The sequence below is a fragment of the Gilvimarinus sp. F26214L genome, assembly GCF_054401055.1.
The window spans coordinates 16802-32767 of the sequence record NZ_JBTIYG010000008.1; the positions used below are offsets into that span (position 1 = coordinate 16802).

General features: G+C 60.3%; 9 protein-coding genes. 5 read left to right on the forward strand and 4 right to left on the reverse strand.

Annotated elements, in window-relative coordinates; translation table 11 throughout:
- The 3 genes from pepF to ACURWW_RS10425 all read right to left on the reverse strand — a co-directional run bounded on the left by pepF (nucleotide 1) and on the right by ACURWW_RS10425 (nucleotide 4817).
- Complete coding sequence (gene pepF, locus ACURWW_RS10415; RefSeq protein WP_445617331.1) at nucleotides 1-1860, reverse strand: oligoendopeptidase F; 1860 nt, start codon at nucleotides 1858-1860, stop codon at nucleotides 1-3.
- A gap of 240 nt (nucleotides 1861-2100) precedes the next feature.
- Nucleotides 2101-2664: a porin family protein gene (locus ACURWW_RS10420; RefSeq protein WP_445617330.1), complete on the reverse strand. Its 564-nt coding sequence runs from the start codon at nucleotides 2662-2664 to the stop codon at nucleotides 2101-2103.
- A gap of 245 nt (nucleotides 2665-2909) precedes the next feature.
- On the reverse strand, nucleotides 2910-4817 hold the full coding sequence (locus tag ACURWW_RS10425; RefSeq protein ID WP_445617329.1) for an outer membrane protein assembly factor BamB family protein: 1908 nt from the start codon (nucleotides 4815-4817) through the stop codon (nucleotides 2910-2912).
- Between the two features lie 336 nt (nucleotides 4818-5153).
- Between ACURWW_RS10425 and ACURWW_RS10430 the strand changes: the two genes are divergently transcribed.
- The 4 genes from ACURWW_RS10430 (at nucleotide 5154) to ACURWW_RS10445 (ending at nucleotide 8390) form a co-directional block, all read left to right on the forward strand.
- Complete coding sequence (locus ACURWW_RS10430; protein ID WP_445617328.1) at nucleotides 5154-6716, forward strand: AbgT family transporter; 1563 nt, start codon at nucleotides 5154-5156, stop codon at nucleotides 6714-6716.
- Between the two features lie 70 nt (nucleotides 6717-6786).
- A complete protein-coding gene (locus tag ACURWW_RS10435) occupies nucleotides 6787-7581 on the forward strand; it encodes a DUF1499 domain-containing protein (RefSeq protein WP_445617327.1) in 795 nt (264 codons plus the stop codon).
- Nucleotides 7582-7685: 104 nt separating this feature from the next.
- Nucleotides 7686-8141 carry a hemerythrin domain-containing protein gene (locus ACURWW_RS10440; RefSeq protein WP_445617326.1) on the forward strand — a complete coding sequence of 152 codons (456 nt, stop codon included), beginning with the start codon at nucleotides 7686-7688 and terminating at the stop codon, nucleotides 8139-8141.
- Nucleotides 8142-8231: 90 nt separating this feature from the next.
- A complete protein-coding gene (locus tag ACURWW_RS10445) occupies nucleotides 8232-8390 on the forward strand; it encodes a YqaE/Pmp3 family membrane protein (RefSeq protein ID WP_445617325.1) in 159 nt (52 codons plus the stop codon).
- Nucleotides 8391-8446: 56 nt separating this feature from the next.
- On the opposite strand, the gene ACURWW_RS10450 is transcribed toward ACURWW_RS10445, so the two are convergent.
- On the reverse strand, nucleotides 8447-9418 hold the full coding sequence (locus ACURWW_RS10450; protein WP_445617324.1) for a calcium/sodium antiporter: 972 nt from the start codon (nucleotides 9416-9418) through the stop codon (nucleotides 8447-8449).
- A gap of 915 nt (nucleotides 9419-10333) precedes the next feature.
- Here ACURWW_RS10450 and ACURWW_RS10455 point away from each other — a divergent pair.
- On the forward strand, nucleotides 10334-15883 hold the full coding sequence (locus ACURWW_RS10455; RefSeq protein ID WP_445617323.1) for a HAMP domain-containing protein: 5550 nt from the start codon (nucleotides 10334-10336) through the stop codon (nucleotides 15881-15883).
- Nucleotides 15884-15966: the final 83 nt, after the last annotated feature.

Genomic DNA, 15966 nt, shown 5'->3' on the forward strand with positions numbered 1-15966 from the left:
CTAGAGCAGCGCTTCGATGCGGTCCATCAATGAGCTCATGCGCCGCATGACGGGCTCGTAAGCCTCGGCCTTGGTCATGTCCAGACCCGCTTCCTTCAGCAGGATGTTGTGCGGGTAGTCGGAACCACCGGCGCTCAGTACCCGAATGAAGGCGTCACGCACGTCCTCGTCGCCTGCCAGGAACTGCTCCGCAAACCAGGCCGCCCCCGAGATCGAGGTGGCGTACTGGAACACGTAGAAGTCCCGATAGAAGTGCGGGATGAACGCCCACTCGCGGGTGTAAAGCTCATCGATGGTCATCACGCCCTGATCATGCCCGTGGTACTTCTTCAGCAACTCTCCGTAGATCCGTGAGAAGTTGGGCCCGGTCAGGGGTTCGCCCCGTTCCGCTGCTTCGTGAATCGCAAGCTCGAACTCGGCAAACATGGCCTGGCGGAACAGGGTGCCGCGCAGACTCTCCAGAGCATAGCCCAGATAGTAGAGCTTTTCCTGGTCGGTCTTGGCGTTGGCCACCATGTGCTCTTCCAGCAGGATCTCGTTGATGGTGGATGCCATTTCCGCGATGAATGTGGAGTAGGATGCGGTCTCCCAGGGATTGTTCTGGTTGGCCAGCAGGGAGTGCACCGCGTGACCCCATTCGTGGGCAAAGGTGGACAGGGAGCTGTAGTCGTCATTGTGGTTGAGCAGCACATAGGGGTGCACATCGTAGGCGGAGCCATTCATGTAGGCGCCGGACCTCTTGCCCGTTTGGGGGTGGCTGTGCATCCACTGCTGAGACAGCCCGTGTTCCAGCAACTCCAGATAGGTGTCACCGAACGGTTGCAGGGCCTCAAAGGTGATCTTCTCGGACCGCTTGAGATCGAAAACCCCCGTGTTAACGTCCACCAGCGGCGGGTAGATGTCGTAGTAGCGCAGGTCGTCCACCTCGAGCATGCGCGCCCGCAGTTTCAGATAGCGGTGGAAAAGGGGCAGCGCCTCGTTGACCTGCTCGATCAGGCGGGTGTAGGTTTCCGGCGGCAGTCCGTCGTCAAACAGATTCTGGGCCAGCACGCCCTCGTGGTTGCGGGCACGGGCGGCGAATACGTTGGACTGGACCTCGGCGGCAAGGGTGGCACCCATACCGTCGGCGTATTGATCCCAGGTGGACCAGAAGGTGTCGAAAACCAGTTTTCGGTCCGCTCGGTTGGACGTCTCGCGCCAGCGGCCGTACCCCGCCTGATTCAGCTCCACTTCACGCCCATTGCTGAGGGTGACGGTAGGCCAGGGGATGTCGGCATTGGCGTAATTCTGGTAGATCTGGCTCGGCGCCGAAAGGGCCAGGTCCGCCTGAGCCAGCAATGCCTCGGTTTGCTCATCGAGCGTATGGGGTGCCTGGCGCAGGATGTCGCGCAGCATGAACGCGAACCTGCCCAGCTCTTCTTCCTTTTTCAGAAAGCGTTCGACCTTCTTCTCCCCCAGGGCCAGTACTTCGGGGTTCAACCAGGCGGTGGCTTCGCTCAAGTCCGCCAGCATCTGTCGGGCTATGTTGAAGCGCGCCTGCGCCTCCGGCTCGCGCTGATCCTCATCCCGCGACAGACTCGTGTACACGTAAACCCGCACTGCTTCCTTGTAGCTGTTGCTGATCTCCGTAAGGGCCTTTGCCATGGCCTGGGGGCTGCGGCCGAGGGTGCCCTTGTAGTCCGGGAGCGCGTCGATGCGCTCGACTGCGGCTTTGCGTGCGTCATCCCACGCTTCCAGAGAAGGGTAGAGCTCAGTGAGGTCCCATTGATAGCGGACGGTTTCCCCGTTTTCGGACTGTGCCTGGGCCAGGGGCAGCCACATCAGGAACACAAGACTGATGATCGCACGTGGTAATTGCATTGGATCTCCGATGAGTATAGAAATTATTGTGATCAGCGCCGAAGGGTCTTGCGGGCCGGTTCAATGCCGCACCGGGAGGGAGAGCCGCGGCAGCGCCGCCGGAGAGCCCCGTCCCGGGTCGGTCGATAGTATGAGTCTACCCAATATAGGTGAGTTTCAACAGGAGGTCGTCGGCAGGGCAGAGCCCGGATGCCGCCGGGCTCTGCAGGTGCGCAAGGCTACAGAAAGGGCTCTTGTTGGTTAAAAGTTGACCTGGATGCTGGCCGAGGCGTAGTCCAGATCAGGCTCGATATCATCCTCCAGTTCAAAGCGGTCGTATTCGAGGCGCAGGTCGATGGATTCGGTCAGCCCCAGGCTCAGGCCCACCCCGAAGAAGGCGTCGTCCCCGTCCAGTTCATCCCCGAATGCAAAGCCCTCCGGCGCCGCGGTTTCCACATCGGCCTCCCAGAAGAACCAGCCAGCCTTGGCGAACAGGGCAAATCGCTCGTGCAATGGGGCCCTGAACACGGCGGCAATGGAGGCCGCTTCCAGATCAGTGGTGATACCGTTGTCGTCCCCCTCGTCGAAGTCATAGACGCTGATCTCGGCACCGAAGGCGTCCGTGAAATTCATGCCGCCGAATATCCGGAAGGCGTTCTGGTCATCGTCGAAGTCAGTATCCACATCGGCATCGAATTCCAGTTTGTACTGACCGTACCCGAAACCGATATAGGGTGACATCTCGCGGTCCTGAGCGTAGGCCCCGGAGGCGCCAACGCTCAACGCAATGCAGGCGAGAATGGGAAGATTCGTTTTCTTGATCATGGTGGTCACTCCTGTGATGGCGTGCTGCAGTGAGCCAGCCGGAAGAGCACTCCTCGAGACCCGGCTGGTTGGTATCCGGGCATTTTGCAATTCAAGTGCCATAGCTCACTGGAAAGCGACAATACGGGGGAATGGAATGACAGAAAGGGAGGTATCCGGCGCAGCGGGGCCCGCATTGTCGCCGGCAACCTTTTGGGAGCGTTGGGGAAGGGGCCGCCGGACGGCGGCCCCAGGTGTGCAAGTATTTACTTTGGTTTGAAGGCCAGGAGAACGTTGCCGGGCATCTGTCCGAACATGCCATAGCCTGAATTCACAAAGAGATAGCCGTTGGCGGCCACGATGGAAGCGTTGTCGATGGCGCCGCCCTTTCCTTCAACTCCGTTAATGGTGTCGAACGATTGGGCCGTGTCGAACTGGAACAGCACCTTGCCGTTTTTGGCGTTCAGAGCCCGCAGCATGCCATCCAACGCGCCTTCCACCACCACGCCGTCGATGACGGTGGGCGCGCCGGACAGGCCGATGTTGCTGTCGCAGGCGGGAACGCGATGTTTGCGCTCACCACTGCAGTCCGGGGTTGCGGCATAGGTCCACAACACCTTGCCGTCATCGACGCGCACCGCGTGCATGCCGGGCTTCTGGCTCTTGTCCGGACCTTCCACGCCAAAGCCGTAGGGCCGGTTGATCGGCGCGAAGATTCGCTGGCCGTCAAAGGCGATGCCCCAGTGGATGCCGCCCAGCGGCGAGCCCTCACCAAAGTCCTGGCGCCACACGACGGCGCCATTCTTGTCAGGATCCAGCGCCCACACGGTACCGGATTTCTGGCCGCCCACAATCAGGTCTGAACCGTCGCTGCGTTTGGCCAATATCAGTGACGCCCCGAAATCCACGTCCCGGTAGACCGTGTCTTCCGGCCTGGGGCAGTTGGGGCTGCGCGTGCGCGGGCCACACCCGGCGATGAAGATGTCGTTCTCGGTGGCCTGGAAGCTCCACTTGATATCGCCGGTTTCCAGATCGATGCCCAGAATTGCGTCCGTATGCTTGTGGGCGGGTTCGGAGGTGGCTTCGCCGGTACCCACGTAGACCATTCCGCGCTTCTCATCGATCAGCGGTGAGTTCCAGATGGGCGCGCCGGAGGGGCCCCAGATCATCTGTCCATCGCCCCGGTCCCGCACCGGTTTCGCGTCCTCCATGGTATGGGCAGTCCAGATCTCCTTGCCGGTGGCGGCGTCCAGGGCCGTTACGGCCCCATGGGTTGTGCAGCATTCGTGCTCCGGGCTGGCGGCCACCATGATTTCGAACTGGGAAATGGGAACGATCACCTTGTCCTTGTGGATCACGGGTGTGCCCGTCGTTACGGACAATTCCGAAAAGCCCACGTGTTGGGTCCAGATGCCCTGTCCGGTGCGGGCATCCACCATATGCACGTTGGAGCCCAGGTCGCCCACCACAACCACCGGGCGGCCATCTTCCAATTCATCGTAACTTGCGCTGGTGCGCAGGGGCACTTCACTCTGGTACACCCACTGAATGCAGGGCTCGCCGTCGATGTTGAAGGCGAACATCCTCGCCGCGTCCGCCACGGGCAGGAAGAGGGTTGAGCCCATCACGGCCGGCTGGGAGCGCATGGTGGTGGCGCCCGGGAAGGCAATGGCCCAGGCCAGTTCCAGATTGCGGAAGTCGCTGCCCTTCAGTCCGGCCTGTTCACGGGTCAGATGCCGGTCGTTGCGCTCATTGAAGCCAAATCCGGTCACCGTGGCTTGCTGGCGGGTATCGACCGTGCGCCGTTCGGCGGGGCACATCATGCCGGCAATCCATTCATCGCTGGTTTGCTCCATACCTGCCAAATACTCAATCAGCACCCGCTTTTCGTCCGATGACAGTCCGGCCGCCTGGGTTTTCATCTTCCCTTCATTCAGCGCGTAAGTCAGCGATTGCACCCGCATTTGCTTCAGGGTGGTCAGGGAGGGGGAGCGGGTTGCTTCGGGGTTGTCATGGCAGGTGGCGCAGGTCTGGTCGTAAACGGCGCGTCCGGGGTGCCGGGGGTCGTCGCCGGCCTGGACCGAGCCGCTGGCCAATCCCGCGGCCAGCAGACTGGCCATGAAAACAGAGCGTCGCCTCCAGTTGGAGCGGCGGGCAGAGTCAGTAAAAATCATCGGATGCCTCAGTGCTTGAATCGTTCGCTTGGGGTCTTGAGAGAAGATCCGCCTCGCAGACGGTAGTTGTTGTAATTGGAGCCGTGCTCCCTGCGGAGCGGCAAGGGAATGACCTTATCACCGCCATTTGGCCCCCTCCCTCAAATTTACACGTATTTACAGCCCCTTGTTTTTGCGACCGGCCGGACGCGAACTCATCCCTTTTTGACAGAGACGACAGAGCACCTGACAATGGCCGCCACTTTCGCCCCTGGCTTCGCCTGCTCCCTCTATGCGACTGGCCACAAACGCCAGCGGCGACATCCCTTTATCACAAAATAACGAGAGCAGCGACACATGACGCAAGACTCCAAAGCAAGCACAGGAATACTGGGCTGGATCGAACGGACCGGTAACCGGTTACCTGACCCGGTATTCATTTTTTTCTGGTTGATTCTGTTTCTGGTCATTATCAGCGTTCTGAGCGCGGCCGTGGGAATGAGCGCACCTCATCCCACAGCCGTGGACGATGACGGTAACGCGGTGATCATCAGTGCTCTGAGCCTTCTTTCAGCAGCGAACATCCAACGGCTGTGGGTGGAAATGCCCGCAACTTTCACCCACTTCCACCCCCTTGGTTACGTGTTGGTGGTCATGCTCGGGGCCGGCATTGCCGAGCGTTCGGGCCTCTTCGCCGCCGCCATGCAGCGGGCGGTCAAGCACGCGCCCAAGGCCTTTCTGACCCCGGTGGTCGCACTGGTGGCCATGGTGGGTAATCTGGCCGCCGACGCGGCCTACGTGGTACTGATTCCGCTGGCGGGTGTTCTTTATGCCGCGGCGGGGCGTCACCCGGTCGCGGGTATCGCGGCCAGTTTTGCCGGTGTGTCCGGTGGCTTCTCCGCCAACCTGCTGCCGGGGCAACTGGACGCACTGCTGTTCGGTATTACGGAAGCGGCGGCGGAAAGCATCGCCCCCGAGTGGAACGCCAACATCGCCGGGAACTGGTACTTCATCGCCGCCATGACCGTGCTGTTCCTGCCGGTAATCTGGTACGTGACCGATCGCATCGTCGAACCGCGCTTGTCGCCCCTCACAGCGGAAGCGTCCAGCAAGGCGGTAAAAACCGACCAGGGTGAACTCACGGACGCAGAGAAGAAGGGGCTGGCGCGTGCCGGCTGGGCCGCGCTCGCTGTCATTCTGCTCTGGGTGCTGTTCACCGTCGGACCGGGTACTCCTCTCTACGATGAGGCCGCCAGCCCCGAAGGGCGTCTCAGCCCGTTTTACCGCTCGTTGGTGGCCGGCTTCTTCATCCTTTTTCTGGCTAGTGGCTGGGCATACGGCTCCGCCGCCGGCACAGTCAAGAATCATCGGGATGTGGTCGGCATGATGTCCGAATCCATGGCGGACCTGTCCTACTACCTGGTGCTGGCTTTTGCCGCCGCCCATTTCGTGGCCATGTTCAACTGGTCCAACCTGGGCCTGATATTCGCCATTCAGGGCGCGAACGCCATCGAAAGTGCCCAGTTGCCCATGGCGGCGGTACTGGTGCTCCTGGTTCTCTTTACCGGATTGACCAACCTGTTCGTGGGCTCGGCGAGCGCCAAGTGGGCCCTGCTTGCACCGGTACTGGTTCCCATGATGATGCTGTTGGGCGTCAGCCCGGAGATGACCACCGCCGCGTACCGGGTAGGCGACAGCGCCACCAACATCATTACTCCGTTGATGGTTTACTTCCCGCTGATCCTGACCTTCTGTCAGCGCTGGCAAAAGGATTTCGGCCTTGGCAGTCTTACGGCCACCATGCTCCCCTATTCGCTCTGGCTGCTGGGCGCCGGTCTGATCATCACCCTGATCTGGGTCCTGTTCGGTTTGCCGTTGGGGCCGGGCGCAGGCATGCACTACAGCCTGGGGCAGGGATAGCCGCCGGGGCCGCGGAGCGCCCCGTGTCCGGTGGACTTATCTTTCATCAAAAACAAAACGAGAAATTGCAATGGAAGAACAGACTCGCACATCACGACCGGCGGTTCCGCGCTGGACACGACCACTCGCAGTGCTCGCCCTGGCGGCGGGCCTGCTCGTTGGCCTGCTGGCCCTGTTTGCCGCGCTCGGCGTGTGGTTCGGGTGGTGGGACTTCCGCCGCGGTTTTGCCCTGTTGCGCATCGCCAACAGCGCCGCGTTGTGGGTCGCTCTCGGTTGCGGCGCAATTGCGTTCGCCTTGTTTTTCACGGTGAGAAAACGCGATCGGCAAGGGGCCATGTCCCTTGCCAGCATGGCGTTTGCGGGCGGTGTTGCGGCCATTCTGGCGTGGCAGGTGCCCCAGAGCTACCGGCCGCCGGAAGGCACACCGCCCATCCACGATATCAGCACCGACACGGAGAACCCGCCGCCATTCGTGGATGTGCTCCCCCTCCGTGCCGATGCTCCCAACAGCCATGTCTACGGCGATTCGCCGGACCTCACGCCGCAAAAACTGGCCGAGCTCCAGCGCGAGGCTTATCCGGACGTCCAGCCTCGTTACTTCGACCAAAGCCGGGAGGAGGTATTTGCCCGCGCGTTGGAAGCCGTCGACGAGCTGGGCTGGGACCTGGTGGCGCAATCTCCGGAAGAGGGCCGTATCGAGGCGACGGATACCACCTTCTGGTTCCGCTTCAAGGACGACATCGTCATTCGTATCCGGGAGGAAGGTGACCGCACGCGGGTGGACGCCCGTTCCGTGTCGCGTGTCGGAACAAGTGACGTAGGCAAAAACGCTCAGCGTATCCGCGAATTTTTCGCCGCACTGTAGATCCACGGTTCAGATCCACTCTTCGGGCCCCGGCTGACTCCAGTCGGGATGGCCCGCTAATTGCTCCTCAGCCATGCCCCCTTTCGATTTTCAAGGAGAGTTCCATGGCTCAGGACGCGATCAGCCTTCTGAAGCAGGACCACAAAACCGTCAAGGACCTGCTGGCGCAGTTGACCGAAACAACCGACCGGGCGATCAAAACCCGCACCGACCTCCTGGAACAGATCGCCAGCGAGCTGCGTGTTCACACGAAGATCGAAGAAGAGGTCCTATACCCGGCCTTTCGTGATGCGGGCAAGCAGGACGAGAAAAAAATGTTTTACGAAGCGGTTGAAGAACACCGCGCGGTGGAAGAACTGGTTCTTCCCGATCTGGAAAAAACCGACCCCGGCTCCAATCAATTTGCAGGCCGCGCGAAAGTGCTGAAGGAACTGGTGGAGCATCACATGGATGAAGAAGAAAGCGAGATGTTTCCGGCCGCCAAGGAGCTCTTCGGCAAGGAGCAACTGACTGACATGGGCGAAAAGATGGCGGGTCTCAAGCAGCGCCTGACTCCCTGAGGCCCTGCAACCTTCGTACGGTTTCCCGGATTCAGTTGCGTGTCCCGCCGGGAGTGTTGAAGCGATTTATCGCACGCGAGGAGGAACGAAGTGGATGTTGTTCGGATAATCTGCGCAATCCTGCTGCCGCCCCTGGGCGTCTTTCTCCAGGTGGGAATCGGCCCCCAGTTCTGGATCAACATCCTGCTGACCCTGCTGGGTTACGTCCCGGGGATCGTGCATGCCATCTGGATCATCGCCAAACGGTGAACCCTGGGGCGCGAACCATACCACCGAGCTAATACCACCGAGCTCATGCAACGACTTTAGGCCAGGAAGGCGCTGTTGATGAGCCAGCCGGTGTAGGCGAGGTAAGTCGCAACAAGTGCGGCGCCCTCCAGCCGATTGATGCGCCCCGGACCGCGGAAGCCGTAGCAGAAAACAAATAGCGCGATGGTCAAGCCGGCCATCACCGGAATGTCCCGGGTGAGTACATCAGATTCCACTGTCAGGGGGTGGATTGAACCTGCGATACCGACTACCGCCAGAGTATTGAACAGGTTCGATCCCAGCACATTGCCCAGGGCAATGTCGTGTTCGTTCTTGCGCACGGCGGCCAGGGAAGAGGCCAATTCAGGCAGGGACGTGCCCACTGCTACCACCGTCAGGCCGATGATCAGGTCACTGACCCCCAGGTATTCCGCAATGAGAACGGCCCCCCACACCAGCAGCTGGGAACTGGCGACCAGCAGCACCAGCCCCACCAGCAGCCACATGATGGCGCGGCGGAGAGGCATCGGACGTGTCTGAAGGTCCGCCTCCACTTCGATTCCCAGGGCATCGTCGCGCCCGCGCATGCCCTGGTACACAGTCCAGCCCATGGTCATTGCGAACACCAGCAGCAGGCCGAATCCGTCGAGCCGTGACAGCTCCCCGTCCCATAGTTGCCAGGCGGCGAACGCCGTGATGGCGAGCAGCAACGGCAGTTCACGACGAAGAATCTGGGAGTGAACGGCAATCGGGGCCAGCACAGCCGTCAGTCCCAGAATCAATGCGATATTGGTTATGTTGGACCCGTACCCGTTGCCGAGGGCGATCCCCGGGTTGCCGTTGAGGGCAGAAAGCGCCGAAACCACCATCTCCGGTGCCGAGGTGCCGAAACCCACAATGAGCATACCGATCAGCAATGCGGGAACGCGGAAATGCAGGGCGGTGGCGGCTGCCCCGTCCACAAACCGGTCGGCGCTCCACACGAGAATGATCAAACCAACAACAACCGCGGCAATAGCTAATAACATCGCAAGACCTCAAGGAGTGTGGCGGCGGATAATAAAGCCTGCGCTGGTTTCAGTCCAATCCCTCTGCTCGCGCTTGGTGCGTTTAAGGGAGCTGCGCCAGTCGGATGGCGAGAGTGGCCGTCGGCGCCGGGTAAGGACCCTGGTCCTGCTGGTCAGCGCGCAATGACAGCACACGGGAGGCTCTTTCCTGAGTGTCCTGTTTGTGTCCCCCTGTTTGTGTCGCTCGCGCAACGCGGCTGCTCATTCTGCAACAGGAGTTTCCCGGCACTTGGCCGGAGCTTCGCTCGCTGCGTCAATCCGAGACCAAGCACATGTCGCGGACCGCATTTGCACGCGCCACTCTGCAGTTGTTTTTGCAATGGTTCGTGTTTGTTCGCCGTCATTTTAATGGTTGGGTCGGTTCGAGTCGCGTTGTTGCAGGGAGTCTGCTGCATCGACTTTCTTATACTTTTTATTCGAGACTCCGCTTGTAAAAATTACAAAGAAAAATTCGTGGGGCCCGTAGCGGAACGAACAGGGCAGAAGAACCAATTGCTTCACAGTTTTCGACTGCCGCGCCCGTGTTCGTATATGGACTTTGCATTTCCCTCCGTTTATTCTCTGCGCCGCAACAATGTGATTCGAGCCAATGCGCGGGCAGAGCGGTTGAATCCAGGCGATGAAATTCGCTGTGTATTACCGTTCGGGAACATGATGCCCCGGGCAGCCTGCCACCTTTACTTGTCCGAAAGTTAACATTTGCTTTGGCGGTTCGGCAGCGCTCGAACCCAGTGTTTATTAGCGGTTAGAAAAACATCTCAATTGGATCAACCGGTTCGTAGCGGAGAATGATGTCCGTTTCGAGGGTGATCGGCGGCACGGTGATCTTCCTCGCCAATGGGCTCTGCGCTCGGGCACATCAGTTAGAGGCCACAGATGACGATGGAAGAGGACGGGCAGATTGTTGCAAGCCGCGGCCGGGGGGCCGGAACCAAATCCCGGTCGGGAAGTGCCAGTGGTAAATCCAAGACCGTAGTCTCCTCCAGTTCCAGGGGCTCCCGAGCAGGGGCGAAATCCGACGCCGACGGCGGCGGCTATGATCCCAGTGCGTTACTCGCCGCCCTGCAAGCGGTTCGGGACGGAGATTTCGAGGTCCGCCTGCCCGGGGACTGGACCGGTATCGAGGGCAAAATTGCCGATACCTTCAACGACATCGTTGCAGCCAACAGCCGAGTCGCCAGTGAGCTGGAGCGAGTGGGTCAAACTGTCGGCCAGGAAGGCAAGACCCGCCAGCGAATGCAATGCGACCGTCGCTCCGGGGCCTGGGGCGAGATGGAAGCCAGCGTCAACAATCTCATCGATGATCTGCTCTGGCCGACAACCGAGGTGACCCGCAGCATCGCTGCAGTGGCAAAGGGCGATCTCTCCCAAACCGTGCCTCTGGAGATAGAAGGTCGCCAGTTGCAGGGCGAATTCCTCCGCTCCGCAAAGATCGTCAACAAGATGATCGAACAGATGAGTGTGTTCACTTCTGAAGTAACAAGGGTTGCGCGGGAAGTGGGTGCGGAAGGAAAACTTGGCGGCCAGGCCAAGGTAAAAGCAGTGTCAGGGGTCTGGAAAGATCTCACTGATAACGTGAACTCCATGGCCAACAATCTCACCGATCAGGTGAGGAACATCTCCGAAGTAACCATTGCCGTTGCAAATGGTGATCTCTCCCGAAAAATCACTGTGGACTCGCGCGGTGAAATCCTTCAATTGAAAGAAGCCATCAATACGATGGTGGACCAGCTCCGCTCCTTCGCTTCGGAAGTGACCCGCGTGGCCCGCGAAGTGGGCACGGAAGGGAAGCTCGGTGGCCAGGCCATCGTGCCCGGTGTAGCGGGAACCTGGAAAGATCTGACCGATAACGTAAACGTAATGGCGGCGAACCTGACCGATCAGGTGCGCGGTATCGCGGAAGTGGCGACCGCCATTGCTCGAGGGGACCTCAGCCGCAAAATCACAGTGGATGTGAAGGGGGAGATTCTCGAACTGAAAAACACCATCAACACGATGGTGGATCAGCTCAACGGTTTTGCGGCGGAAGTGACACGGGTGGCCCGCGAAGTGGGCAGCGAAGGAAAGCTCGGTGGCCAGGCGGAAGTGCCGGGAGTTGCCGGTACCTGGAAGAATCTCACCGACAACGTGAACTCCATGGCCGGAAACCTAACGGCTCAGGTGCGAAACATCGCCGAGGTGGCTACTGCAGTTGCACGTGGCGACTTGAGTCGCAAGGTTACGGTGGATGTAAAAGGGGAGATCTCCGAGCTCAAGAACACCATCAACACCATGGTGGATCAGCTCAACGGTTTTGCTTCCGAGGTGACCCGTGTCGCGCGGGAAGTAGGCACGGAAGGGGAGCTCGGCGGACAGGCCATCGTGCCCGGTGTGGCCGGAACCTGGAAGGACCTGACCGATTCCGTAAACGCAATGGCTACCAACCTCACGGCCCAGGTGCGCAACATCGCGGAGGTGACCACCGCGGTGGCGCGGGGCGACCTGTCCCGCAAGATCACGGTGGATGTAAAAGGCGAAATCCTCCAGCTTAAAGACACCATCAACACCATGGTGGATCAGCTCAACAGCTTTGCTGCGGAGGTTACGCGCGTTGCGCGCGAAGTTGGTACGGAAGGGAAGCTGGGCGGCCAGGCCGAGGTGCCCGGAGTGGCGGGCACCTGGAAAAACCTCACCGACAACGTGAACTCCATGGCGGGTAATCTGACTGGCCAGGTGCGCAACATCGCGGAGGTGACCACCGCGGTGGCACGGGGCGACCTTTCCCGCAAGATCACGGTGGACGTAAAAGGCGAGATCCTGCAGCTTAAAGACACCATCAACACCATGGTGGACCAGCTCAACAGCTTTGCATCGGAAGTGACGCGGGTGGCTCGCGAAGTGGGTACTGAAGGCAAGCTGGGCGGGCAGGCAACCGTTCCCGGTGTGGCCGGAACCTGGAAGGATCTGACGGACAATGTAAATGTGATGGCAACCAACCTCACCGATCAGGTGCGGGGGATTGCTGAAGTGGCAACGGCCATTGCAGGCGGGGACCTGTCCCGCAAGATCACGGTGGATGTACGCGGTGAAATCCTTGAGTTGAAGAACACCATCAACACCATGGTGGACCAGCTCAACAGCTTCGCCGCGGAGGTAACCCGGGTAGCGCGCGAAGTGGGTACGGAAGGCAAGCTCGGTGGCCAGGCGGAAGTGCCCGGCGTCGCGGGAACCTGGAAGGACCTGACGGACAACGTAAACGTGATGGCCGCAAATCTCACCAATCAGGTGCGCGGCATCGTCAAAGTGGTCACGGCGGTCGCAAACGGTGACCTCACCCAGAAGCTTACGGTGGAATCCAAGGGTGAGGTGGCCGCGCTGGCCGATACGATCAACAGCATGACCGACACGCTCGCAACCTTTGCCGACCAGGTGACTACAGTTGCGCGCGAAGTGGGGGTGGAAGGGCGTTTGGGCGGTCAGGCGAATGTGCCGGGAGCGGCCGGTACCTGGAAGGATCTGACCGCGAACGTGAACCTGCTTGCGGCCAACCTGACGACCCAGGTGCGCGCAATCGCCGAGGTGGCCACGGCGGTTACCACGGGCGATCTGACCCGTTACATCCAGGTCGACGCCAGCGGCGAAGTGGCGGACCTGAAGAACTACATCAACGCGATGATCGGCAATCTGCGCAAGACCACCGAGCGCAACACCGAGCAGGACTGGCTGAAGACCAACCTGGCCAAGTTCAGCCGCATGATGCAGGGCCAGCACGATCTCACCACGGTGGCCCAGATGCTCCTGTCGGAGCTCGCCCCGCTGGTTGAAGCGCACCAGGGTGTGATGTATGCCATGGTGGAAATTGACGGCGAGTACAAGCTCCGGCAACTGGCCGGCTATGCGGACAACTGGGGCGGCGACAACCACGAGCGGGAATTTCGCCTGGGCGAAGGGCTGGTGGGGCAGTGTGCGAAGGAGCGCCGTCAATTCGTCATCACAGAGACGGATCACCAACCCTTGCGAATCACCTCTGGACTGGTGGAAGTTCCGCCACGGGTCGTGATGGTGTTGCCGGTACTGTTTGAGGGCCAGGTCAAGGCAGTGATCGAGCTGGCTTCCCTGAAGGAGTTCAACGCGTCCCATACGGCCTTTCTGGAGCAGCTCACGGACATCGTGGGCATTGTTCTCAACAACATCGAAGCGACAATGCGTACCGAGCGCCTGCTGTCCCAATCCCAGCAACTGGCCGCGGAGTTGCAGACCCGGCAATTGGAGCTGCAACAAACCAACGAGGAGCTGGCCCAGAAGGCACAGCTACTGGCCGCACAGAACGCGGAGGTGGAGCGCAAGAACCAGGAGATCGACCAGGCCAAGCGGGCGGTGGAAGAGAAAGCGGCGGAACTGGCGCTCACGTCCCGCTACAAATCGGAATTTCTGGCGAACGTTTCTCACGAGCTGCGCACGCCCCTGCACAGTATTCTCATTCTCGGCGAGCAGCTCTCGGAAAACGTCGACGGCAATCTCAGCCCGCGACAGGTGGAGTTTGCCCACACCATCCATTCCGCTGGAACGGATCTGCTGAATCTGATCAGCGACATTCTCGATCTGTCCAAGATCGAGTCGGGCACGGTGACCGTGGAATGTGAGGAGTTGCCGTTTGCGAACCTGCGGGAAACAGTGGAGCGCAACTTCCGTCACGAGGCGGAGAATCGCAAACTCGCCTTTGTGACTGAGTTTGGAGAGGACCTGGGGCCCGTTATCTACACGGACCCCAAGCGCCTGCTACAGGTCTTGAAGAATCTGCTGTCCAACGCTTTCAAGTTTACCGAGGACGGGAGCGTCCAACTGTATGTGGATGTGGTCGAAGACGGCTGGACCCGTGGACATCCGGTTCTCGACGGGGCCGACACCGTAGTGGCTTTCTCCGTGACCGATACGGGTACCGGTATCCCACCCGAAAAGCAGAAGCTGATCTTCGAGGCCTTCCAGCAGGCGGATGCGGGCACGGCCCGCCGCTACGGGGGAACGGGGTTGGGGCTGGCCATCAGCCGGGAACTGGCGCAGCTGCTGGGCGGCGAGATCCGTCTGCAAAGCACTCTCGGGCGCGGCAGCACCTTCACGCTCTACATTCCGCTCAACTATGGCGACCCGGCGGCGCGAAATGTGCCCCAGTCGGAGGAGCAGCGTTCCGGGGAGGAATCCGGGGGATCGCAGGTTCTGCTACCGGCAGCGGCTGTGGAAGAGGTGCCCGACGATCGCGGCACAATCACCGCGCAGGACGAGGTCATCCTGATTGTCGAGGACGATCCCGACTATGCCCGTATTCTTCTGGATCTGGCCCGCGAGCAGGGGTTCAAGGGGCTGGTAGCGACCCGCGGCTCCGATGCAGGGGAACTGATTGACGCTTTTCGGGTCGACGCTGTCTCTCTGGATGTTTTCCTGCCGGATATGCTCGGCTGGACCTTTCTGAGCCACCTGAAGCAGGACCCGGAGACCCGACATATTCCCGTGCAGATCGTCAGCGACGAAGAAGAACGGTCTCACGCTCTGGCACGGGGAGCCTATGCTTACGTTAATAAATCGGCAAGCTCGGACGTGATCAGCGCGGCCCTGGCCCGGCTGCGGGATTTTGCCCGTCCCCGCAAGCGGCGATTGCTTTTGATCGAGGATGATCCTGCCGAACGAGCCGGTCTGGTGGAGCTGCTGGATCACGACGATGTGGAGATTGTTACCGCGGAGGATGGGGCCATTGCGCTTCGGATGCTGCGTGGCGAACCCTTCGATTGCGCCGTGCTGGATCTGCGCCTGCCGGATATGAGCGGCTTTGATCTGCTCGCCGAAGTGCAGCGGGATGCGGATCTGCGCCCCGTGCCATTTGTAATCTGCACCGGCCAGGCTCTGAGCGACCAGGAAGAGGACATCCTGCGCAGCATGGCCCGCAGCATCGTGGTCAAAGATGCGCGTTCGCCGGAACGGTTGCTGGATGAAACTGCGCTGTTCCTGCACCGGGCGGTAAACAACCTGCCGGAATCGCGCCAGCGAATGCTCGAGCGGCTCTACGAGAGTGATGAGGCCCTCGTTGGCAAAAAGGTCCTGGTGGTGGACGACGATGTGAGGAACATCTTCGCCCTCTCCAGCATCCTTGAACGCCATAAGATGGAAGTGCTGACCGCCAATAACGGACGAGATGCGATCGATATTATTGAAAAAACACCGGACCTGGCATTGGTGCTCATGGACATCATGATGCCGGAGATGGATGGATACACGACCATGCGCCAGATCCGTGCCGAATCGCGTTTTCATATGCTGCCCATCATTGCTCTCACGGCCAAGGCCATGAAAGGCGATCGGGAGAAGTGCCTCGAAGCGGGTGCCTCCGACTATATCGCCAAGCCGGTCAATAACCAGCAACTGGTTGCGCTGCTGCGAACGTGGCTGCACCGGTGAAATGAGAGACCACCTGTCGAACATGAACACTTGTCATGAACGTCAATCGCGGGCTTCGAGGGATAATCTTTTCAGGGAGAGAA